The sequence below is a fragment of the Pontibacter saemangeumensis genome (genome assembly GCF_039541895.1).
GTDB lineage: Bacteria > Bacteroidota > Bacteroidia > Cytophagales > Hymenobacteraceae > Pontibacter > Pontibacter saemangeumensis.
The window spans coordinates 423,022-448,038 of the sequence record NZ_BAABHC010000029.1 but is presented as its reverse complement, the minus strand read 5'-3'; the positions used below and the strand labels follow the sequence as shown (position 1 = coordinate 448,038).

Genomic DNA, 25,017 nt, shown 5'->3' with positions numbered 1-25,017 from the left:
GCGGGTTCTAGTTTCTAACGCTCGCTAAAGAGCCGGCACAGGAACTGAATGCGGCCACGTTAGAATGAACGAATAAAATTCCGTGTGGTGATCATTGATTCCTGAGGATGAAAACCATGTTTCCTGTTACTAAGCCAACTTGTCTGATGAAAATAATCATAGCTATTTCGGCGGCCCTGTTTGCCTCTACCGCAGCCTTTTCCCAGACAGCCAGGGCAAAAGAAGATAAGTTATATGCAGACTTTGTGACGCCCGCCAACGCGGCCAAGCCCAGGGTATGGTGGCACTGGATGAACGGCAACGTAACCAAAGAGGGTATCCGGAAAGACCTTGCATGGATGCACCGTTCGGGCATTGGAGGCTTCCAGAACTTTGATGCCAGCCTGGCGACGCCGCAGATTGTGGAGAACCGCCTGACCTATATGACGCCCGCCTGGAAGGAAGCTTTTCTGTTCACAACAAAGCTTGCCGATTCGCTGGGGCTGGAGATGGCCATTGCCGGTTCGCCGGGTTGGAGTGAGAGCGGCGGCCCCTGGGTGAAGCCCGAGGATGGCATGAAAAAGCTGGTGTGGAGCGAAACGCGTGTGAAGGGCGGTGCATCGAACATCAGCCTGGCAAAGCCGCCTGCCGTGACCGGGCCGTTTCAGCATATACCCAAGCAACCTGGCATAGGTGGGGAAGCAGAGCACGGGGAATTGCCTTCTATATACAAAGACATTGCCGTAGTCGCATATAAACTGCCGGAGGCTGACAAGGCGCTGCGTGAGTTGAAGCCGGTTGTCTCATCCAGCGGCGGGAGTTTTAACTTGGCCCAGCTGACCGATGGCGATGTGGGGGAAACGCGCATGTTGCCCGCCGACACGACAGCAGGATATGGCTGGATACAGTTTGCCTTTGCGCAGCCCCAGACCATCAAAGCCATCACCATGGTGGGCGGTGGAGATAAGGGGCCTTTCGGCCTGTTCGGTGAATTTAAGGACACGCGCAGCCTGGAAGTAAGTGATGACGGGAAAAACTTTAAGCAGGTAGCCTATATACCTGCCGGGAACGTGTTGCAGCAGACGATCGCGATTCCGGCCACCACGGCAAAGTATTTCAGGGTGACTGTGAAAAATCCTCCGGCACCTTTCAACTTCGGCGCTATCATGGGGGGAGGGGAAGCGCCCAAAGCCCCCGCCGGGACAGACATTGCAGAGCTAGCGTTGCACACAGCCTCCCGCATCAACATGTTCGAGGAAAAGGCCGCTTTTGCCCCCGCCACCGATTTATATGCCAAAGCGACCCCCGCCACAGCCGATGTGGTTACAACAGGCGATGTGATCGATGTAACAGACAGGATGAAGTCTGATGGCACGCTTCACTGGACTGCTCCGAAAGGGAACTGGAACATCGTGCGCTTTGGCTATTCGCTGCTCGGCATCAACAACCATCCGGCATCACCGGAGGCCACCGGCCTAGAAGTGGACAAGCTCGACCCGGCGGCCATCAACAGGTATTTTACAAATTACCTGGAGCAATACAAGAACGCCACCGGCGGCCTGATGGGGGACAAAGGCGGCCTGCAATATATGATAACGGACAGTTGGGAAGCGGGTGCGCAGAACTGGACCGGCCATATGCTGCAGGAGTTCGAGAAGCGGCGTGGCTACAGCATGATTCCCTGGATGCCTGTGCTGACGGGCCATGTGGTAAAGAGCGCGGAAGCAAGCGAGCAGTTTCTCTGGGACTACCGCAAGACGCTGAGCGATATGGTTTCCGAGTATCATTACGATGGGCTGACCAACATATTGCAGCAATATGGCATGAAGCGCTACTCCGAGTCGCACGAAAACGGACGTGCGCTGATTGCGGATGGGATGGAGGTAAAGCGTACCGCCGCCGTGCCGATGTCTGCGATGTGGACACCCGGTGGGATTGGAGGAGGATCAACCATGCACGAGGCGGACATCCGGGAGTCGGCATCGGTGGCCCATATATATGGGCAGAACCTGGTTGCCGCGGAATCGCTCACTGCTTTTGGCCCCGGAGGCAATGCCTGGGCCTATTCACCGGGAAAACTGAAACCGACTGCTGATCTGGAGCTGGCGAGCGGCTTGAACAGGTTCGTGATTCATACCTCCGTACACCAGCCAGTAGATGATAAAATCCCGGGCCTTGGCCTGGGGCCGTTCGGCCAGTGGTTCAATCGCCACGAAACATGGGCAGATCAGGCGAAGGCCTGGACCGATTACCTCGCGCGCAGCAGCCATATGCTGCAGCAGGGCAAGTTTGTAGCCGATGTGGTTTACTATTATGGGGAAGACAGCAACATCACGGCCTTGTATGGCAAAAAGCTGCCGGATGTTCCGGAGGGCTACGGCTATGATTTTATTAATGCGGATGCGCTTGTCAATCTGCTGACTGTAAAAGACGGGAGGCTCGTGACGCCAAGCGGCATGAGCTACCAGGTGCTGGTATTGGGTGATCATGCCCGAAAAATGTCGTTGCCCGTGCTGCGCAAACTAAGAGGCCTGGTGAAGGCTGGGGCCACGATTGCTGGTGTGAAGCCCGAAGGCACCCCCAGCTTAAAGGATGATCAGACAGAATTCAACAAAATTGTCGATGGAATCTGGGGATCAAACAACCCACGCGTGCATACCGGCAAAGCCTTGAGCGAAGTGCTTCCTGCACTCGATATTGCCCCTGACTTTGCCTATACCAAGCCACAGGAAGACACCAGGCTACTCTACGTGCACCGGAAATTAGAGGACGGTGATATCTACTGGGTGAATAACCGGAACGACAGGAAAGAAACCGTAGCCGCCACCTTCCGCGTGACGGGCAAGGTTCCGTATATATGGCACCCTGAAACAGGCAAGAAAGAACCGGCCTCTTACGCTATAGCCGATGGCACCACCAGGGTAACGCTCCCGTTGCAGCCCCATGATGCCGTGTTTGTGGTGTTCTCGTCACCGGCAACCGAATCAACTGTCACCTTGCCGCCAACAACAGAGCAGCAACTGGCAACAGTGGACGGCACCTGGCAAGTCGCATTCGAACCGAATCGAGGCGCCCCGGCCAATGCCACCTTCGATGAATTGAAATCCTTAACGGAGAGCGCTGACCCGGGTGTGAAGTATTTTTCCGGGACGGCAACCTATACCAATACGATACAGGTTCCCCGAAGCTGGCTTCGAGATAAAGATGGCCATATATGGCTGGACCTGGGCGAGGTGGAGAACCTGGCGGAGGTTGTCGTGAATGGAAAACCCTTGGGCGTTGTCTGGAAAAAACCCTACCAGGTGGATGTGACCGATGCCCTGAAAAGGGGCAGGAACACGCTGGAGGTGAAAGTAACCAACCTGTGGGTGAACAGGCTGATCGGCGACCAGCAGCCGGACGTGAAGGAGAAAATAACCTACACCACCATGCCCTTCTACCAGGCCGATTCACCCTTACTGCCCTCCGGGTTGCTGGGGCCGGTGAAAGTCATTGCCGTAAGTCAAAAATAAGATCAGAACCTATATACTTCCTTTCCCTATATACTTCCTATTCTAGCTAGGTAAAAATGGCGCTGCCCTTTTATTCAAAAGGATGAAGCCATATATGGAAAAGGGTTCAGGCGGCTGGGTATAAGAGCCGTCTGATTGCCTGCCACGGGTGCTTTTACCTCGTGGAAGTTGCTGCAGCATCCGGGGCCGGAGCTACTTAACCGATCTTGCGTACCCCCTCATTTATATCAGGAAACGTTCCCGAATCACCGGGAGGGGCAGTGTGAATACATGCTGCCTGCATTCCCGTGAAAAAAACCTCAGCTATATATGGGGTACTGAGGAGCAGGCAGGCGCATGCTGCGACGCGAAACTACATGCTGCCTGCTCATGCGGCGCTGGTCTCTGCCGGTACGGCGAGGCAACTTGATGTTTAACCTGCGATTTTCTCCCCGGCCTGTCTCATCTTCCTTTCCTTCAGTGCCATATATCGTATCTGCTGCTAAAATTTAGTCAAAAGTGTTTGGTCACTCATGAAATTATCTTTACAATTGTAAAGGCTACAGGCAATTCTCAGAAACGCAGGGATCTTTTAATGCAAGCTGTGTGTTCGTTAACACAATCCTTCGCACTTGCAAGCGTGCAGCCTGAAGGGAAAGTGCCGGATTCCATTGAACCGCTACGCTTTTTGTAGCGACAGCAAGGGATTGCCTGTCTGGCCAACGATATTCTGTAGCTTTTTTGATAAGCTGTGGAAAGAACACCCGGGATCTTCAACGCTTAAGACCCCTTGATGCCGGGGGCGTTACTTTTATTCTTTCTTACAAACTAAAAGCAAAAGATAATGTATCAGACCAAGCTCAGCCTTTCCTGTAAGACGCCCAAATACAAGCAGATAATTCAGTCTATCATAAATGATATAGAAAGAGGGATTCTGAAAGTAGACGAGCAACTGCCTTCAATCAATGAGCTGAGTGAGGAGCACCTGCTTGCGCGCGACACAGTGGAAAGAGCCTATCGGGAACTCAAAGAGCAGGGGTATATTGTATCAGTGCACGGGAAAGGGTATTTCGTTGCTTCTAATGAGATAAAAAAGATAAAAGTCCTCCTGGTGTTCAACAAGCTGAGCTCCTATAAGAAGATTATTTACTATGCCTTCCTGAAAGGCCTGGGCGATAAAGCTACCGTCGATTTGCAAATTCACCACTACGACGCGCATCTGTTCGAGGAAATCATCAATAAGAACTTAGGCAAATACAACTACTACGTGATTATGCCGCATTTCTTCCACGGGGCTGATAAAAAGGAGTACATGCCCGCTATAAAGCGCATCCCGAAGGAAGAACTGGTTATCCTCGATAAAGACCTGCCCGGGCTGGAAGGGAAATACCTGGCCGTGTACCAGGATTTCAGCAAGGATATTTTCAAAGCACTTGAGTCGGCTGTGGACTTACTGGCTAAATACCAGAAGCTCGTTTTGATATTCCCCTTTTGCGAGCATTACCCAATTGAGATCATGCAGGGGTTCCGGCTGTTCTGCAATTGCTATAACAAGGATTTCGCCATCCTGGAGAATACCTTCGACGAAATCCCGTCCCCGGGCACGGCGTATCTGGTGGTGGAGGAAACGGACCTGGCGGATATCATCAAGAAAAGCAGGGGGCTGGACCTGACGTTAGGGCAGGACATCGGGATTATATCTTTCAACGAAACTACCTCGAAAGAACTGCTGGACATTACCGTGGTCACGACTGATTTTGAGGTGATGGGGTTTATGGCAGCCACTTTACTGCTGGAGCGCAAGCACGCGAAAGTAAAGAATCCCTTCCAGGTGATCCGGCGCGGCTCCCTCTAGATCTTTCCCTCACCGGTGCCTTACTTTGTACCTGAGCTCGCTCAGGCTCTGGTTGAAAGAGGGTATATAAAAAGTGCGGCCTGTTGTAGTGCGGTTCTGTTCAGTAGTTGATTTTTACTTATCCCGGGTTGGGAATTGCAGGCTATTTTCTGTGGGAGCAGGTTTTATACTATCCCCGATTTGCTGCCCATATATCAGCCGCTGATTCCAAAGGCACTACTGGGCCTGCTGCCATTTTACCCGCTCCTGAACTTTATCCTTTTCTGAAGTAATCGCCCAGCCTTATACGCACCTCCGTGGGTTCATGCGCCCTGCACCTAACCTGCCTGCGGATTCCCCTCCCTGTAGGGGCAGGTGCTGTAGAATAGCTTCGTGCGCCGTATGCAGGTGACAGGGGTAGTAGTAGGTAATCAGTTATATATAAAAATCCATCAAAAGTATTTATATATAACTGATTACTTGACACACAACTGGGAACTGCGGCACTGCCTGGTAGCTTTCATCAGATGTTGTGCACTTTTCCGCTGAAGTTGAGCGAAGCCGGTGAAAGTGTTGAGAAGCCTTGTTCCTGAAGGGATAGCCGGGGTGTCTGATCTTGTTAAATCGTTTATTATCAGGCGGGTACCCGTGATTTGTAGATGCCCTTATCACACTTGCAAGGCTTCGCGCGTGCAGCAGCGCCACTGCTGCGCTTCCTGCCCCTGCGCCCACCTTTGGCCCGGCAACATAAAAGGAGCATCCTTCTCAGGGAACATATAGCCGGCTTCACGCCAAAACCAACAGAGAATAGCTGTCCTCAGCACAGTACATGACAGTTGTCTGAGGGAAACACATTAGATTTAACTAAACAAGGGAATATGAGCAAAGCTCAAATTATTATAGCTGCCCTGACGCCCTGCTAACGAAGATCTATCCTATATATAAAACGCATGAGAAAGAATCTACTCCATTTCAAACCAGTTCAGGTGGGAATAATGCTCGCCACCTTCATGATAAGCGGTTGCGATTCGCCTGGCAAGGATAAACCGGAAGAGGGAGCGACCGCACTGGAAGAGAACACAGCAGAAGCGGAGCCTGGCTACGTGCAGTTACTCAACGGGGAGACCCTGGAGGGATGGAAGGGAGACACGGCCTACTGGAGGGTAGAAAACGGGAACCTGGTAGGGGAGGTGACGCCCGACAAGCCGCTGAAGCGGAATACTTTTCTGATCTGGCAAGGCGGCCAACCCGCAGACTTTGAGCTGAAAGGAGAATTCCGGATCACTGAAGATGGGAACACAGGAGTTAACTACCGAAGCGTTGAGTTAGACAGTATTCCGTTCGCCCTGAAGGGCTACCAGGCCGATATAGATGGGAAAATACGCTACACCGGGCAAAACTATGAAGAGCGCGGGAGAACTACGCTGGCTTATCGCGGCGAGGAGGTTTTAATAAATCCGCAGGAGAAACCGGCGGGCACGCTGCGGGACAATATTAAGAACAATGCCTGGCTCGGGAGGGACATCACCGGTTCGTTAGGGGAGCCGGATTCGTTACAGGCCTTGATCAAAAGCGAGGACTGGAATGATTTCCATCTAGTAGTGAAGGGCAACAGGTTGCAACACTACGTCAATGGGGTGCTGATGAGCGATGTGACAGATAACGATACCGTAAACCGCCAGATGAAAGGGGCACTGGGGGTGCAGGTACACGTTGGCCCGCCCATGAAGGTAGAGTACCGGAACCTGCGGCTAAAGCAACTGTAGCAGGATGATCGGCCAACTTTGCTAAGGCAGTTGATCGGTTTCTATCAGAACCAAACAAAATCAAGCCAATTACAGGACAGTTCAGGACAGATGGATAAGTATTAAAACCTAACTTAACATTAAGTAGAATCAACGCAGCAAGGCTACTCCAGGAGCTGTGAAAGGGAGCCTTTATTCAAAACTGCTGCATAGGCTGGCTTTGGGATATTCAAGGAAAAGCCGCGACAGGGCAATCAAGCTTTATATTACTTATTTATAATATTCAAAATTATCTATAATGCCTTTGTGGTTCTGTGGCAGTTAACGCTGCCGCACGGATCGGGCCGTAGGCTGCTTACTACTGAAAAATTATATAATTATTGTTTTAAATATAATTGCTATTCCGATGCCATGCGATGGGCTTGTGATCTCTACTAATGAAGGTTTAACTATAAACTAAGAAGCAATGAAGAACTATTTACTAAAAAAGATGCGGTACTTGATGGTGCTTTATCTTCTGTTTTTTTCGATGACCACTGTGCTTGGGCAGGGCACCGCGGTGACGGGTAAGGTTACGGACGAAAGCGGTAATGCCTTGCCCGGCGTCACGGTTGTTCTGAAGGGGACCTCCACAGCCGCTCCCACCAGCGCGGATGGTACTTACTCGATTAATGTGCCCAATGGGAACGGCACGCTGGTTTTTTCCTATATAGGTTTCGAGAACAAGGAAGTGGCGATCAACAACCGCTCCACTGTTAACGTGCAACTGGGCGACGACACCGAAGCCCTGCAGGAAGTAGTGGTAGTGGGCTACGGCAGCCAGCTAAAGGAGGAGGTAACAGGGTCTGTACAGACCATCAGTACCAAGGAGATAAAAGACATACCGGTATCGCAGGTAACGCAGAAGTTGCAGGGCAAACTGGCTGGAGTTCAGATAAACCAGGCAACGGGCAAGCCCGGCCAGGGTATGTCCGTCAGGATACGAGGGCAGTTGTCTGTTACCGGCGGAAGCGATCCGCTGTACGTGGTGGACGGTTTCCCGATCACAGGCGGTATAGGGGCGATCAACCCGAACGAGATACAGGACATCACGATCCTGAAGGATGCGGCTTCCACCTCCTTATATGGCTCGAGGGCAGCGAACGGGGTGGTGCTTATCACAACTAAAAAGGGATCGGCAGGCCAGACAAACGTCAGTTTCAGCGCCTACCGCGGTATACAGAAAGTGCCCGAGCGGGGCAGGATAGATATGCTGGAGGCCGACGAGTTCGCCCAGTTCAAGAAGGAGTATTACGAGGATGCAGGCCAGCCTGTGCCGGAGGTTTTCCAGGATCCTTCACAGTATGAAGGCAAAAACAACGACTGGTACGGTGCTTTGCTGCGGACGGCTCCTATCCAGAGTTACGATTTATCCATCACCTCCAACAAAGACAAGTTAAACACAGCCTTGGTACTCGGCGTCTTCGATCAGGAAGGGGTTGTTTTGAATAACGAGTACAAAAGATACTCCGCGCGTCTCAATTCCGATTACGAGGTGTCTGATAAAGTGAGGATTGGATTGAACATTGCCCCTTCCTATATTTTCGATAATACGCCAAGAACAGACGGAGACAGGGGGACAGGTATTCTTTTCAATGCATTGCACACCTGGCCAGTCATGCCTATCTATGATGAAAACGGGGAATTGACCCTGTTCAACAGGTTCCCTGCAGAAACCGGCAATATTTTCGCCTATCCCAACTGGGTAAGGGCAGCGGAAGAACTGGTGAACGAAACCGAAACGATTGGCCTGCTCTCGAACGCATATGTGCAGTATGAGCCTCTGGAAGGGCTGGTGCTGAAGTCTACCTTCAATGTGGAGACGTCGAACTCTGAATTCTTCTTTTTCAACCCTTCCACAGCAACCAGTAGCATTAACACCCCTATACCGACCACAGCGGCTTCCATCAGGGATAACTCCAAATCCATTACCTGGCTGAACGAGAACCTGGCGACCTATAGCAAGAGCTTCAACGATCATAGTTTCGAGCTGTTGGGTGGATTTACGAACCAGCGGTTCCGGTATGACAGGACCCGCATTGCGGTCGACACTTATGCCGATGACCGGCTGCCTACTGTGCAGGCGGGCCTCAACATAAACAGGGGCGGCACCTTCAGCGGCGTGGAAGAGTGGAGCCTGACCTCCTTTCTGTCAAGGCTTACCTACAACTATCAGGGAAAATACTTATTTAGTGCCGCTGTCCGAAGCGACGGTTCTTCCCGCTTCGGGGAGGAGAACCGGTGGGGTACTTTCCCCTCTGCTTCCGTTGGGTGGATCATGTCTAAAGAGCCCTTCCTGCAGGATGTCAGCCAGGTTTCCTTTGCAAAAGTGCGGGCCAGCTATGGTGTGACAGGCAATAACAACATAGGTAACTATACCCAGTATGCCCTTGTGAACAATACGGTGAATGCGGCTTTCGGCAATACGGTTGCCCCTGGGGCGGTTGTGACCTCTCTGTCTAACCCCAACCTGGGCTGGGAAACCACCAAGCAATTTGACATTGGCCTGGACCTGGGCCTGTTCAACGACAGGGTACAGTTCATATATGATTTCTATAAAAAGACAACCACCAATTTGCTTTACAGTGTGCAGGTGCCGCAGGAGTCTGGCTTTTCTAACTTCAATGACAACATCGGGGAGATAGATTTCTGGGGACACGAATTTGCGCTCATTACCCGGAACACCGAAGGCAAATTCAACTGGACAACCAATGCCAACATCTCCTTCAACCGGAACAAGGTAGTGGCCCTGGCCGAAGGAATTGACAGGGTGTACGGGACTTTCCATATCACCCAGGTGGGGCAGCCCTTTGGCCAGTTTTATGGTCTGGTAAAGGAAGGTCTGTATATGAACGAGGAAGACCTCAACAATTCTCCGCAGGTCCCTGGCCGTTCAACGGTGGGAAGTATCAAGTTGCGGGATATTAACGGCGATGGGGTGATTACCTACGGCGGAGACAACGACGACCGTACCATCATCGGCAATCCCTTCCCTGATTTCATTTACGGCATCACCAACAACTTCCAGTACGGCAAGTTTGATATGAGCATTGTAGGCTCCGGTTCTTATGGCAACCAGCTCCTGGTTCGCCACCTGTATAGCACAGCCAACCTGGACGGTGTTTTCAATATGGTGGAGGGTGTTAAGAACCGCTTCAGATCAGTGGACAACCCGGGCGACGGCAAGTTCGGTACAACAGTGGGAGGCGGTAACGTGACAGGTATTGAAAGAGACTGGATGAGTAGTCACTTTATTGAGGATGCGTCTTATTTTACAATCAGAAACATCACACTAGGGTACTCTGTCGGTGCGATCACAAAGTTTATCAAGTCAGCCAGACTGTACGCGTCTATTCAGCAGGCTTATGTATTTACCAACTACACGGGCGGTCCTAACCCGGAGACAAGTGGTAACTCGGCGGGAAATAGCGACGGCGGTAACCTGAGCCAGGGAATTGACCTTTCCAACTACCCGGTTCCGCGTACCTACACCCTCGGGGTTAATCTGAACTTCTAATACAAACCTGTACTTAAAATTTATTCTGACATCGTTATTTCTATATATAATGAAAAAAGGAATCATATTCATCTTGCTTGTGGGCGCCACGCTGACAGGCTGTAAGGATGATTTTCTGGAGATTGTGCCGGAAACATCCCTGAGTTCGGCAACATTTTTCACCAAGCCCGCCGATTTCCAACAGGCTATCAATGCGGCGTATGTGCCGCTGCGAAGCATCGTGAACGACCGCGCCTGGCTTTTAGGGGAGATGCACTCTGACAATACCTACTATGCCCGGAACCCGCTTTTCGGGGCTACGGAACAACAGGAGGATATAGCCGATTTTGCTATTCCGACTGCCAACGGCGTTACGTCCAATACGCATGTGCTCAATCAGTACCGGCTGGATTATCAGATCATCGCCCGCACCAACCAGATCCTGGCCTCCATCGAGCAGGTGGAATTCAGTGATGAAGCGATGAAAAATAATATCATTGGACAGGCAAAGTTCCTCAGGGCCTATGCCTATTTCGAGCTGGTGCGTTACTTTGGGAGCGTGCCCCTGCACCTGACCCCTGTACCCAACCGGGAAGAGGCCGCTTTGCCCCTGGCGTCGGAAGAAGAGCTTTATGCCCAGATTGTTGCAGATGCCAGCGAGGCCATTCCTTTGTTGCCACCCAAATCAGAACAGGAAGAAGGAAGAGTTACATCGGGTGCGGCAAGAACCTTACTGGCCAATGTGTATATCGTTCAGGAAAAGTGGGCAGAGGCCGAAACGCTTCTGAAGGAAGTGGTGAACAGCGGCGAATATGCCCTGGTACCCGAATATGCCGACGCCTTCTCTAATTCTACCGGAAACAAGAACAACATTGAGTCGGTGTTTGAAGTGCAGTTCATGGAAGGCTCCGCAGGACTTAACGGAACCTTTCTGTACCAGTTTATGCCCCGCCCTATTGGACCAGAGGAACTCATGACTATCACAGGCACTTCCAACCCGCAGCCGCTTAATGGAGAGGGAAATAATATTCCGACGCCCGATCTTATTGCCGCCTACGAAGAAGGTGACGAAAGAGAAGAGGCTTCCATTGGGTATATCACGCTGAGCGGAAGTTCCTGGAAGGATGGCGTATATCCCTATATTAAAAAGTATGCCCGGACCCACGCCTTGCATAACAACCACGGGATGAACTGGCCTATCTACCGCTACTCCGAAGTCCTGTTATTTCTGGCAGAAGCATTGGCCGAGCAGGGCAAAGAAGGGGAGGCAGCCGAGTACCTGAACATGGTGCGCAACCGTGCCGGCCTGGACGATTATGCAGGAGGGAATATCCTGGAGGCTATTTACCGAGAGAGAAGAGTGGAGTTAGCCTTCGAGAACAAACGCTGGTTCGATTTAGTAAGAACAGGCAGGGCCATGGACGTGATTACGGCATATGGGGAAAGAATAAAAGCAAATCCACAGGCTTATTACTATCCTGAGGGCTCTGCCCCGCGGAGTCACGTGTTCAGCAACATAACCTTGCATTATGCACTTCCGGCTGATGAGGCCGCTTTGAGCCCGCATTTTTAAGCTTTCAGGCAGTGGAAAGGCGTTAAGCCTTGCTTAAACACACCAACGGAAAGGGCGGCTGCTCTGTTCGTTGGTGTGTTATTAGCCTGAGAGGCCATTTATAATAATTGAACTCTAACCAAATATACGATTTGGATAACCCAACCTGGAAAAACAAAATCTGCAATCCCGCACAGTTAGGAGGGATAGAAACCGCAGTAATAGATAATGGGCTTGGGCGCGGAACCCGCATCGCCTGGATCAATACCGGAACGGGGCTGCGCTACAAAGTGGTCATTGACCGGGCCATGGACATTGCGGATGCCTTTTATAACCAGCACAGCCTTGCCTGGCTGAGCCACGCAGGCGTTACATCCCCCGAGCGATTTTCGGACAGAGGCATCGGTTGGCTCCGGACCTTCGGTGGCGGGCTGCTGACCACCTGCGGCTTAACGCATGTGGGCGGACCCGAGGCGGATGCCCACGGCGAGCGCGGCCTGCACGGGCAGATCAGCAACACGCCCGCTGAGATCGAATCCATTCTTCAGCCAGACCCCATGTCCGGCAGAATGGAGATGAGCATCACGGGGAGAATCAGGCAGACACAGGTTTTCGGGCCTAACCTGGAGCTGAGGCGCACCATCTCCGGCACCATCGGACAGGCTGCCATCAGAATCCGGGATGAGGTGATCAACCGGGGCAACACTGCTGCTCCGCATATGCTGCTGTATCACCTGAATTTTGGCTGGCCGCTGGTAGATGAAGGTGCCGATATTATCTGGGGTGGTTCGTGGCAAGCGCGGGATGGAGCGGCCCACAACAGGATTTTCCGGGAAGGCAACAACTACCGCAAGTGCCTCGCCCCTTTAGACGAGCATAGCGGAGGAGGGGAAGAGGCTGCTTTCATTAACCCAACGCCGGATAGCTCGGGACAGTGTACCTGTGGGGTATATAACGCACAGATCGGTGTGGCCGTAGCGGTACGGTTCCAAAAAGATCAGCTGCCCTGGCTCACCAACTGGCAGCATTGGGGGAAAGGCGAATATGTCATGGGGCTGGAACCCGGTACGAACCCACCCATCGGGCAGGGGAGGGCGCGGGCGCAGGATGAGCTTATCTTCCTGCAGCCGGCAGAAAGCCGGGCATTTGACCTGCAGATAGAAGTTTTAAGCGATGAAGCAAGGATTAAAGAATTATTAAAAGTAAATTAAGCTAACAGAAACAGAAAATAAGAATGGAAACAGTTGAAAAAGTAAGTTTAGCTGCAAAGGCTTTAGAGCAAGGGAAAGGCATCCTGCGTTTGGCTCCAACCTGGGTACCACGCTCGTTTTGTGTGCCGGGAAGAAGAATAAAGTTACACCCCGACGATTACTATGTGTTGGGCGGGGAGCGCGGCGGCATTGATGAGCGTTGGCTTTCTTCCACCACACCTGCTAAAAACGGTCCGCTGACCGGAGAAAACGAGGGCCTGAGCGCTATCGTTTTCAAAGACGGCGATAAGGAGGAGAAAGTCTTGCTGAAGGATGCCGTGGACGAACTGAAGGGCGCGCTGATCGGCGACCGCCTGTGGAACGAGCACGGCAGCTGGCCGATGTACTCGAAGTTTTTTGATAACATGGGCCCTTTGCCTCACCACGTGCATCACAACGACGAGAAAGCTGCCCTGATTGGCCAGATGGGGAAGCCCGAGGCCTATTACTTCCCGCCGCAGCTGAATAACCACGGGGGCGATTTCCCTTATACCTTCTTCGGTATTTCGCCGGGCACACCAAAGGAGAAGATCCGCGAGTGCCTTGAGAACTTCACCAAAGGCGATAATAAAATCACCAACTACTCACAGGCTTTCCGCCTGGAGCCGGGCACAGGCTGGGACGTGCCGCCGGGACTGCTGCATGCCCCCGGAAGCATGTGCACCTACGAGCCGCAGAAAGCCTCTGATGTTTTCGCAATGTACCAGTCGCTGGTGAACGAGGCCATCATACCGGAGGAACTGCTCTGGAACGGCACGCCCGAGGACAGAAAGGGCGACTATGACCAGTTGCTGGAGGTGCTTGACTGGGACCTGAACGTGGACCCGAACATGATGGAAAACAGGTTTATGGCGCCCAGGCCTGTAAAAGCTATAGCCGAAATGGAGGCCGAGGGATATATAGAAAACTGGGTGTGCTATAAATCAGACGCGTTCAGCGCAAAAGAGCTCACAATATTCCCGGGTGCAACCGTAACCATCAAAGACAGCGCTGCCTATGGCCTGATCATGATGCAGGGACATGGCAAAATGGGCGAGTGGGCCGTTGAAACGCCTGCTTTGATACGCTACGGCCAGTTAACAAACGACGAATTCTTCGTGAGTGAGAAAGCCGCCATGGAAGGGGTTACGATCGTCAATCATTCCACCACAGATCCGATCGTGATGCTGAAGCACTTTGGCCCCGGCAATCCTGACCTGGAGCTGTCGTGATAGATGATCTATATATAAATTAGCTGACCATATGGCTTCACCGGCGGCCAGTTGAAAGTATATAAACCGATGTATAACCTGTTTTTAATCCTGAATAAATCTATTGGCTTATGAACGAGAACAACTTTCCAAAACTACATAATGCAACATGGCCCGGTATCGTGGGAAAAGGCCCTGATTCGGAGCCAACAATTGCGTTCGATAAGATGCTGGAGATGACCGCTGCCGCAGAAGTGGACGGGGTGAGATTCGACGGGGTCGACATCGGCCTTTTAGAGCCGCACATTAACATTGATGACACCGGAGATGGAATCAAGCGGCTGGCGGACAAAGTGTCTTCCCTTCACCTGGAGATCGGTTCGCTTGTGGCGCCGATATGGGGTGGCCCCGCCATGGGCAGTAAAGAGGAGCGCGCCCAGTTTGTGGAACAGGTCCGCAAATCCTGCATATATGGCAGCAAGCTGCGCGAGCTTGGCGTGCGTCCCCACGGCGTTATCCGCATCGACTCCGCCAGTACGCCTGAAAGCTGGGCAAAAGACCCGGTGAACAACACAAAGCTGATCGCCCAGACGTTCCGGGAGGCCTGCGATGTAGCGGCCGACTACGGTGAGAAGCTGGCCGCAGAAGGCGAGATCTGCTGGGGCGGCATGCACAGCTGGCGCACCATGCTCGATACGTTAGAAGCTGTCGATCGACCTAACATTGGGTTCCAGGCCGATATGTCGCATACCTTGCTGTACCTGCTGGGCTATAACAGACCGGAAGACCGCATCCTGCCCAAAGACTTCGACTGGAATGACCGCGAAACGCTGCATCAGGGGCTTATCACGTTAACCAACGCGCTTCGCCCCTGGACCATAGATTTCCATGTGGCGCAGAACGATGGCACCGTGCACGGAACAGGCTCACACGATAAAACAGGGCGCCACTGCCTGGCAACGGACCCTAACGGTAAACTGGACGTGGCCCACGATGCCGGTTACTGGCTGCGCGATGAGAACGGGGAGCTTACAAAAGCCTTTAAGCATATATGCTGGGACGGATGCATGTTCGCTAACGAGGTGATGATGAAGCAGCAGACCTGGAACGACATCCTGGCCACCATGGTAAAAGTGCGCCAGCAGCATGGCTGGTACGAGCCTGAGAAAAAGCTTGTAGGCGATACTGTTCAATAATTTCTTAACCAGCAGAAAAAAATGAGAAAAAATAAGGAACTGAGAATCGGGTTGATTGGATGTGGCCTGATGGGCCGCATTCATACCAATGGCTATAAGCGCGCGAATGACTTCTTTCCTGAGCTGGAGTACCGGCCGGTGCTGAAGGCGGTTTGCGCCCGCAGCGAGGAAACAGTGAAGGCGTTTGCCGAGCAATGGGGGTACGAGTCGACAGAAACGGATTGGAAAGCGCTGATCGCCCGGGAGGATATTGACGCCGTGGACATTTGCACCCCGAATAATATGCACGCGGAGATTGCCATCGCCGCCGCCGCCGCCGGCAAAATGATTCTTTGCGAGAAGCCGCTCGCCCGTACACTGGAGGAGGCGCAGCAGATGGTGGCCGCCATCGAAAAGGCAGGTGTGAACAACACAGTATGGTATAATTACCGACGCGTGCCGGCTGTAACATTGGCGAAACAGATCATTGACTCGGGCAAACTTGGGCGTATCTTCCACTACCGGGCGAACTTCCTGCAGGACTGGACGATCAACGCCAATGTGCCGCAGGGCGGTACGGCCACCTGGCGTTTGGATGCAGCCGCAGCAGGCTCCGGTGTGACCGGCGACCTGCTTGCCCACTGCATCGACACCGCCATGTGGCTGAACGGGGGCATAAAGGATGTGTCGGCCGTAACCGAGACTTTCATCAAGGAACGTGTGCATCAGGAAACAGGCAAGGTGCAGAAAGTAGGCATCGACGACGCCTGCATTTTCCACTGCCACTTTGATAACGGGGCCTTGGGCCTCTTTGAGGCGACGCGCTATGCCCGCGGCCACAAGGCTTTGTACACTTTTGAAATCAACGGTGAGCACGCTTCCATCCGCTGGGACCTGCACGACATGAACCGCCTCGAGTATTTTGACCATTCAGATGAGTCCATTGTGCGCGGCTGGCGCTCCATCCATGTCTCTGACAGTGATCAGCCCTATATGAACAGGTGGTGGATTCCCGGCACAAGCATTGGCTACGAACATACCTTCCTGCACCATGTCGCCGACTTCCTGAAGAGCCTGGAGACCGGCGAGCCGTGCTCCCCTACATTCAGGGAGGCCCTGGAAACGCAGAAGGTCTGCGAGGCCGTGCTTGACTCCGCTGCCTCAAGAAGCTGGAAGAATACAGATGTACAGTGGGTTGAAAAGCATGCGGATGGAAAAGTGCCTGTGTTAGGTGAAGCGTAGGTAACGTGTCTCCATCGTCATGAAGCTGTTGAGATATGGATTATTCTGCGAGGATAAGTCATAAATCAACAGCTTTTCTTTTTAGCAGTCTCTTCCAGCATATATACCCTGTTTGGCTATGGTATTCTATCACTCCGCTTTATTGCTGCTTCTGATTTCCCTTCTTCAAGAGCCTGTCGTTCAGACAGCGCAACCGGGAGCCGTTAAGTTCAGAAAGCAGTTTATCGCTGCCGAGAGCTTTGAATCCGTTGGCGTGTTCGACGTGAACGGAGACAAAGTACCGGACTTGGTTTCGGGTAGCTTCTGGTACGAGGGCCCCGGCTATATGAAGCGTCATTTTATGGCCGATTCCAAACGCTACGGCGAATACTATGATGATTTCGCGACTATCCCGATGGATCTTAACGGCGACAAGCGGATGGATTTTGTGTCGGGCGGCTGGTTTGCTGAGGCGCTTCGCTGGCACGAAAACCCGGGATCGGATGAACCCTGGAGAGCGCACACCATAGCCAAAACCGGCAATATAGAAACCGTGCGCGCATGGGATGTGGATGGGGACGGGGCGCTGGAGTTGGTTCCGAACACACCGGGCAAGCCGCTGGCATTTTACAAAGTGAACGCCGGAGCGAACAGCGACCCAACGTTCACACGGGTGGAAGTAGCCAAAACGCACGAGCATGGCCTGGGCTTTGGGGATATAAACGGCGATGGCAGGGGAGACTTTGTGATCAGTGATGGCTGGCTTGAGGCGCCAAAAGACCCACTTACCGGCTCCTGGAAACTGCATGGCGGCTTCTCGATAGAGCCTGCCAGCGTCCCGATGATTGTGGCGGATGTGAACAAGGATGGCCTCGCGGATCTGATCGCAGGCAACGCGCACGGATATGGCCTGTACTGGCATGAGCAACAGGTAGACCGCAAAGGCAAGCGAACGTGGGTTGCGCACCCCATCGACTTAGACCATTCCCAGTTTCACGAGATGCAGTGGGTGGATTTGAACAAGGACGGACAACCGGAACTTGTGACGGGCAAGCGTTACCGCGCCCATAACGGCAATGACCCCGGCGCTGACGATAACCTTGGCTTGTACTATTACACGTGGAACGGCGAAAGCTTCACGAAGAACATCATCAGCTACGGGCCTTTAGGGGAAGGCGTGGGAACAGGCATATACTTCAGTGTTGCCGACCTGCGGGGCACCGGCCGGCCTGATATCATTGTGGCAGGCAAACAGGGGCTTTACATCTTTTTCAACGAGGGATAGGATCTGCTTCTGCTTGATACGCTCTTTCGTCAGCAACTCATTATCTTTTATCATGATAAAGGTACAGTCTTTCTTCGCGCTACTAAGCTTGGCCGGTTTCAGCCTGCTGAGTCTTACTCTGTCAGCACAAGCCGTTGACTCCACCATGCTTTGCCAGGGGGCTTATTATACAGAGGCAGAAGGGAAAGCCGCCCTGGAAAGATTTGCCGCCACTTACCACGATCGGAAGGGTTGGGAGGAAAGGGCTGCACGCATCCGGAAAGGCATGGTGGATGGGATGGGCCTGGCGCGTATCCCTGAAAGCACCCCTCTGAACCCTGTCATCCACAGCAAAAGGACTTACGACGGGTACACCGTGGAAAACGTGGCTTTCGAGAGCCTGCCCGGCTTTTTCGTGACGGGCAATCTGTACCGCCCTACGCAAAAGCAGTCTGCATATGCCGGTATCCTCGCCACCCACGGGCATGGCCCGGACGGCAGAGTGCAGGAGTATATGCAAAAGCGCTGCGCTGCGCTCGCACGGATGGGGGCCATCGTTTTTGCCTATGACATGATCGGCTACGCCGACGCCACCCAGTGCTCCCACAAGCACCCGCAGGCCCTGGCCCTGCAAACGCACAACAGCAGGCGGGCTGTGGATTTCCTGCTCTCCTTCCCGGAGGTGGATGCGAAGCGGATAGGCGTGACAGGCGAGTCGGGAGGCGGGACACAGGCTTTTTTCCTCACTGCCCTGGATGACAGGATTGCGGTATCCGTGCCGGTAGTGATGGTTTCGTCGTACTTCTTTGGCGGTTGCTCCTGCGAAAGCGGCATGCCCGTTCACAAAAGCAAAGACCACCAGACCAGCAACGTGGAAATTGCTGCCTTAGCCGCCCCCCGCCCCATGCTGCTGATCTCTGACGGCAAGGACTGGACGAAGAATACCCCCGCGGTGGAATATCCCTATATAAAAAACATCTACCGCCTATATGGCCGGGAGGACCAGGTAGAGAACCTGCATCTCCCGGACGAAGGCCACGACTATGGCATCAGTAAACGGAAAGGAGCCTATGCCTTTTTAGCGAAGCATCTCAATCTATCTTTGGAAAAGGTGACGAATGAGAAAGGAGAGGTCGACGAAAGCTTTGTGACAGTCGAAAGCCCATCGGTGCTCCGCGTTTTCGATGCGCAGCATCCCCGGCCGGCCTATGCTGTGACAGGAGACAAAGCCGTGAGTGCGCTACTAACTGCGGGTAACAAAACGGGCAGGAAATAACCTGCTTTTCGCAAGGGTACTTATTCGCACAGTTCCTGAGGAGAAAGGCAAGTTATATATGGTCGTGCCCTTCGTTAGCCATATATCCTCATGGGTTTACGCTATATATGGCTGGTGCACGCAGGTATATATGGCTCAAGGTGCTTGCTACATACTTCCACCGTCGAAAAGGGGGTTACTCCTCAGAGGGTCAGGGACGGATTTTAATTCGCAAAATTATAGCTGCTTTATATCTCGAAACTTAAGTTGATTAACTGAACATTGGTATAGCAGGAAAGGGCAGCACCTGGTTCCTGAAGTTTAAAGGAATGGTTGAATTTCCTGTAAAAGCGCAGTATCCTGAACCAGGCATGCCTCGTGCAACTGCTTCAATTACTTTAAATAGAAATGCATGAGAAAGAGAAAGCTTCTGGCCGCCCTCGGTTGTGTGTTATTATTGTCTACTACCTTACCTGTCGGAACAACGGTTGCTCAGGGTTCGCCGCAGGTCGTGGCGGAAGCGGCTGACGCAGCTTTTGAGCTTCAGGATGGCGACAGGGTTGTCTTTGTCGGAAACTCACTGTTCGAAAACGAGCTACCCTACGGCTACCTGGAATATGCCCTGACCACAAGGTGGCCCCACCGTAATGTCACGTACCGGAACATCGGCTGGTCGGGCGATACGGTTTGGGGGGAAGCGCGCAGTTATATCTCCTCGCCGAGCACCTATGATTTGCTGATAGAGCAATTAACGAAAGCCGAGCCCACCATTGTATTCATCGCCTACGGCGCCAACGAGGCGCTTGAGGGAGAGGCTGGCCTTCCCCATTTTAAGCAGGGGTTAAACCAGTTGCTTGACAAGGTAGACCAGCTTGGTGCAAAAGCAATTCTTTTGTCGCCTGTTCCGGTAATAGCAGCCGGAACTACCGAAAATCTGAAGGAGCGCAATGCGATGCTGGAGCTATATGCCGCTGCTATCGCCAAGACGGCTTCAGAGCGGGGCCTGCGGTTTATCGATGTATTCAAACCGCTTCTGGAGCGCAGAAAACATGCAACATTGTCGGATAATGGCTATCACCTGAATGAAAACGGTTATTATCACCTGGCTGCTACCCTCGAACAGGGACTGGGATTGGCACCGCGCACCAACGAGTCAGTAAGGCTGAACGTTTCCAAACACGCTGTAGAGGCAACGGGGCCGGCTAAAGTTTTGGATGCAGGTAAAGATAGTGGAATCATAAAGTTCTCGATCGACGAAGCTTTTCTGCCACTCCCGCTACCCGAGCAGGAGGGAGCAACAGCAAATAATGCGCGGGTATTCAGGATTTCAGGGCTTAAAAGGGGGAAGTATACACTCAGTACAGATAACTTCCAGATGATAACCGCTTCGGCTAATGAGTGGAATGAAGGGATAGAAATCCCGTTAGGCGCTTCCTTCAGCCAGGCCAGCCAGTTGCGTGAGAAGATTGTAAAGAAGAACGAGCTGTTTTTCCATCAGTACCGGCCGCTTAACAGGACTTATATCGTCGGGTTCCGGTCCCATGAACAAGGCAGGCACGCGAAAGGCCTGGAGGAACTGAGTGTTATCATTACCTGGCTGGAAGGACAGATTGCACGGGACCGCGTGCCAGCTTCAAAAGTGTATCAACTTACCCGAACAAGATAGCATGACAGCAAGACAAAATAAGAAGCATATGAACAAGTCCGGGCTTTCAGGTTTGATAAAAAGGTTAGTTGGGAGAGGGCGCAGGTTTTCCACCTCTACTTCAAGGATTCTTTGTGGAATCGTGCTTGTGCCTGTTTTCCTGCTGATGACGTCCATGGTAAATCAGAATTACAGAAATGATACGACTGACCCACAGGTAGCACTGGAGTCGTTTCAGATTGCGGATGGTTTTGAGGTCACGCTTTTTGCCGCTGAGCCGCTGGTGGTAAAGCCTATCCAAATGAACTGGGATACAGAAGGCAGGTTGTGGGTTGTGAGCAGCACGGCTTATCCCCACCTGAAAACAGGGGAGGAGGCAAACGATAAAATATCCGTGCTGGAGGATACGGACGGGGACGGAAAGGCGGACAAAGCCACTGTTTTTGCGGAGGGGCTGCTGACACCCACCGGCATTCTGCCCGGTGACAGCGGCGTTTATGTGGCCAACTCCACAGAGATTTTACATTTTATGGATACAGACGGCGATGGTAAAGCCGACAAAAAGCGCCGGGTGCTGAGCGGTTTCGGAACGGGTGATACGCACCACCTTATTCATACCTTCCGCTGGGGGCCGGCCGGTCAACTTTACTTCAATCAGTCCATCTACATCTACAGCCATATCGAAACGCCGTCGGGTGTTAAGCGCCTCGAAGGGGGCGGTGTCTGGCAACTTAACCCGCAAACGCTTGATCTGGATATATATGCCAAAGGCCTGATAAATCCTTGGGGGCTTCAGTTTGACCGTTGGGGACAGTCTTTCCTGACAGATGGCGCAGGGAATGAAGGGATCAACTACGCTTTTCCGGGGGCAACATTTCTGACCTCTCCGGGTGCCGAAAGAATCATACGCGGTTTAAACCCGGGGCAACCCAAGCACAGCGGGCTGGAAGTAATCTCAGGGCGGCATCTGCCAGCATCCTGGCAGGGGAGCGTTGTAACCAACGACTTCCGGGCAAACAGGATCAATCGTTTTGAATTGCAGGAGCAGGGCAGTGGCTACGTCTCAAAGCAGGCGGAGGATCTGCTGTGGACAGATGATGTCGCTTTCCGACCGGTGGATATCTCGGTGGGCCCGGATGGTGCCCTATATATAGCCGATTGGTACAACCCGATTATCCAGCACGGAGAAGTGGATTTCCATGACCCGCGCCGGGATCAGGAGCATGGCCGCATCTGGCGCATTGTGGCCAAAGACCGGCCGCTGGTGAAAGCTCCAAAACTGGAGGGGGCCACTGTCGCTGTGCTTCTGGATGCTTTAAAGCTACCGGAGGACTGGACCCGCTCGCAGGCCAAGCAGGTACTGAAAGCGCGCGGGGCCAGCGAGGTGATCCCGGTACTGCAAAAGTGGGTCAGCGGCCTTGATAAAAATGATCCGGACTACGAGCACCATTTGCTGGAGGCCCTTTGGGTGCATCAATCGCTTGGGGTAGTGAACGAGCAACTGCTGCTGACCCTTTTGAATGCCAAAAGCCACAATGCCCGGGCGGCCGGTCTCCGTTCCCTCCAGTTCTGGCATAACAAAATAGCGAATGTTCCCGGTCTGCTCGCCAGAGCGGTGGAAGACAAGCATCCTCAGGTGCGCCTGGAGGCGGTTATTGCCCTCCGGAAAGTGCAGACGGCTGAGGCTGCAAGCACAGCTTTGTCTGTATTGGAGCACCCGATGGATGAGTTTCTGGACTATGCCCTGTGGCAAACCATCCATGAACTTGAGCCATCCTTGATGGAACGCCTGAAGACGGATCCTGACTTTTTAAGGGATCCCAGGAAAACCGCATTTGCGCTGAAGTCGATGCGTAACCCGGACGCTGTAACACAGCTTGCCCGGCTTTACCAGAAGAACCTGGTGCCGGAAGCGTATCAGAAGGACGTGCTCAACTCTATTGCCAAATGGGGAAGCACTGCTGATCTGAATATTCTTCTTGATATGGCTGCGCAAGGCCAGGCAACGCAGAGCAAAAATGTAGCGGCACAGTTAGGGGCGCTGGTGGAGGCGGCGCGCCAAAGAGAGGTGAAGCCGGATAAGAACCTCGCCCGAATTGCCAGTTTTACCGGAAGCAAGGACGAAGCAACAGTCATAAATTCTCTGCGGTTAATCGGTTACTGGGATATGGAAGAGATGAACGGGCAATTGATCAGCCTCATTCAAAAGAAAGATAAGAACATCAGGAGGGCGGCGCTGAGCGCATTGGCTGCATTGAATACTGGCGAGTCCGAAAAGGCGTTGATGCGCATGGCCAGCGGGAAAAATGATATGGAATTACGGCTTTTGGCTACCGCCCAGATTGCCTCTTTGAATGTGGCCGAAGCAGCCCGTCTTGGAGTAGGGCTTTTGCAGAGTCTGCCCGCGCAGCAAGACGCTTCGGAACTGTTCAGGGCTTTTCTGTCACAAAAGCAGGGCGCGCGCGTGCTCTCAGAAGAACTGTTGGCCAGGAAAATACCGGCAAATGTAGCGAAGGCTGTCAGACCGAGCTTCGAGCGGCAGATACCGTGGGGGCGGCATAAAGACGAGGACGTGGCGCTCCTGCGGCAGGCGCTGGAGGCCTCCGGAGGTTTTCTGCCCACCGAGCGGATGGCACAGCAACTGAGCAACCGGGAGATCAACAGCCTTGCCATAGAAATAAACGGGAAAGCGGATCACGAACTTGGGGAAGCTGTGTTCCGGAAGAGCAATTGTGCTGCGTGCCATGCCATTGGAGGAGCCGGAGGCCTGATTGGCCCGGATCTGAGCAGCCTCGGCACGAGCTCGCCTGTTGAAACCATCATCAACTCCATTCTTTATCCCGCTAAGTCTATCAAAGAGGGATATGAGCTCCAGCGTGTGGTTAAAAAAGACGGTAGCGAGATGATGGGGTACCTCGTAAGCAATGGGGCAACGGAGATGGTGATCCGGGATGTGACGGGCAGGGAAGTCTCAGTTGCCAAAAGTCAGATCGAGGTACTTGAGAAAGTTACAGGGTCCCTGATGCCTCCGGGCTTAACCACCGGTTTGGAAAAGGAAGAGTTTATCAACCTGGTTGGTTTCCTGTCGCAATTGGGTGAATCCGGAAAGTTCCGCGTTCCGAATGCGCGGTTTGTACGACGCTGGCAGACAGTGCCGGGCAGCAAGGAGTTGTCTGAAAAAATCAATGAACACGGGCTTGGCCATATTGTCAAAGAAAATACGAAAGTGCCTCTTCGTCCGGTATATAGCAAGGTTTCTGGCGATCTGCCTGTCGAGGAACTGCCCGTTGTGGCATTGAATGAAGATAAGCGGTACAGTTTCGTACGGTTTGAAACCGAGGTGCTGAGCGAGGGCAACGTGAACCTTGCGTTTAACTCCACAGCAGGCATAACCGCCTGGGTAGGCCAGAAGCCTCTCCAACTGGAGGAGCAAGGGGTAGTGGTTAGGCTACCAGCAGGCACCCACCAGGTTACGCTTGCTATTGATAGGTCAGTACACCAGAAGGGGCCTCTCCGTATTCAACTGCAGGATGCTGAAAGTTCACCCGCCCAAACCAGACTTGTTATGGGGCAGTAGCTCGTACTCCCAAACCTGTATATGCTTTACAGAAACCTGCGCCTCTCAGGAAAGCAATTTCAACTGAGGCCCCGCGCCTCTTTTGAAAGGTGCGGTGGAAGTGACCTCGGGAGGCGATGTGCCCTGAAAGAAGAGTAGAGCCCGCTTTAGAGAACCACCGGTGGTTTATCTGAAACGACCAAAGGCTCCCGAAGAAATGGTGCATTTTATTAACGCGTACACAGCCAGGGAGAAAGCCGATCATATGGTCAGCAGGCACGGAATCCCTTTTGCAAACAACGACTATGTTTTTGAGTCTCATGAA

At 52.8% G+C, this 25,017-nt stretch carries 13 protein-coding genes; all 13 read left to right on the top strand.

Annotated elements, in window-relative coordinates; translation table 11 throughout:
- Positions 1-146 precede the first annotated feature (146 nt).
- On the top strand, positions 147-3,491 hold the full coding sequence (locus ABD920_RS20190) for a glycosyl hydrolase (protein WP_345161648.1): 3,345 nt from the start codon (positions 147-149) through the stop codon (positions 3,489-3,491).
- A gap of 823 nt (positions 3,492-4,314) precedes the next feature.
- A complete protein-coding gene (locus ABD920_RS20185; protein ID WP_345161646.1) occupies positions 4,315-5,325 on the top strand; it encodes a GntR family transcriptional regulator in 1,011 nt (336 codons plus the stop codon).
- A gap of 929 nt (positions 5,326-6,254) precedes the next feature.
- Positions 6,255-7,070, top strand: a complete 816-nt coding sequence (locus ABD920_RS20180; protein ID WP_345161644.1) for a 3-keto-disaccharide hydrolase — start codon at positions 6,255-6,257, stop codon at positions 7,068-7,070.
- A 481-nt stretch (positions 7,071-7,551) separates the two neighbouring features.
- Complete coding sequence (locus ABD920_RS20175; protein WP_345162371.1) at positions 7,552-10,605, top strand: SusC/RagA family TonB-linked outer membrane protein; 3,054 nt, start codon at positions 7,552-7,554, stop codon at positions 10,603-10,605.
- A 49-nt stretch (positions 10,606-10,654) separates the two neighbouring features.
- The gene (locus ABD920_RS20170; RefSeq protein ID WP_345161642.1) at positions 10,655-12,157 is read left to right on the top strand and encodes a RagB/SusD family nutrient uptake outer membrane protein; all 1,503 of its coding nucleotides are present in this window, start codon (positions 10,655-10,657) and stop codon (positions 12,155-12,157) included.
- Between the two features lie 131 nt (positions 12,158-12,288).
- Positions 12,289-13,347 (top strand): aldose 1-epimerase family protein, encoded by a 1,059-nt coding sequence (locus ABD920_RS20165; RefSeq protein ID WP_345161640.1) that lies wholly within the window; start codon positions 12,289-12,291, stop codon positions 13,345-13,347.
- Between the two features lie 23 nt (positions 13,348-13,370).
- On the top strand, positions 13,371-14,597 hold the full coding sequence (locus tag ABD920_RS20160; RefSeq protein ID WP_345161638.1) for a hypothetical protein: 1,227 nt from the start codon (positions 13,371-13,373) through the stop codon (positions 14,595-14,597).
- Between the two features lie 110 nt (positions 14,598-14,707).
- Positions 14,708-15,772, top strand: a complete 1,065-nt coding sequence (locus ABD920_RS20155) for a sugar phosphate isomerase/epimerase family protein (protein ID WP_345161636.1) — start codon at positions 14,708-14,710, stop codon at positions 15,770-15,772.
- A gap of 21 nt (positions 15,773-15,793) precedes the next feature.
- On the top strand, positions 15,794-16,993 hold the full coding sequence (locus tag ABD920_RS20150; RefSeq protein ID WP_345161634.1) for a Gfo/Idh/MocA family protein: 1,200 nt from the start codon (positions 15,794-15,796) through the stop codon (positions 16,991-16,993).
- Between the two features lie 118 nt (positions 16,994-17,111).
- Positions 17,112-18,257: an FG-GAP repeat domain-containing protein gene (locus tag ABD920_RS20145; RefSeq protein WP_345161632.1), complete on the top strand. Its 1,146-nt coding sequence runs from the start codon at positions 17,112-17,114 to the stop codon at positions 18,255-18,257.
- A 52-nt stretch (positions 18,258-18,309) separates the two neighbouring features.
- The gene (locus ABD920_RS20140) at positions 18,310-19,512 is read left to right on the top strand and encodes an alpha/beta hydrolase family protein (protein WP_345161630.1); all 1,203 of its coding nucleotides are present in this window, start codon (positions 18,310-18,312) and stop codon (positions 19,510-19,512) included.
- 391 nt (positions 19,513-19,903) lie between these two features.
- The gene (locus tag ABD920_RS20135; RefSeq protein WP_345161628.1) at positions 19,904-21,157 is read left to right on the top strand and encodes an SGNH/GDSL hydrolase family protein; all 1,254 of its coding nucleotides are present in this window, start codon (positions 19,904-19,906) and stop codon (positions 21,155-21,157) included.
- Between the two features lies 1 nt (position 21,158).
- Entirely contained in the window at positions 21,159-24,713 is a 3,555-nt protein-coding gene (locus ABD920_RS20130) for a PVC-type heme-binding CxxCH protein (protein WP_345161626.1), read from the top strand.
- The last annotated feature ends 304 nt before the right edge of the window (positions 24,714-25,017 follow it).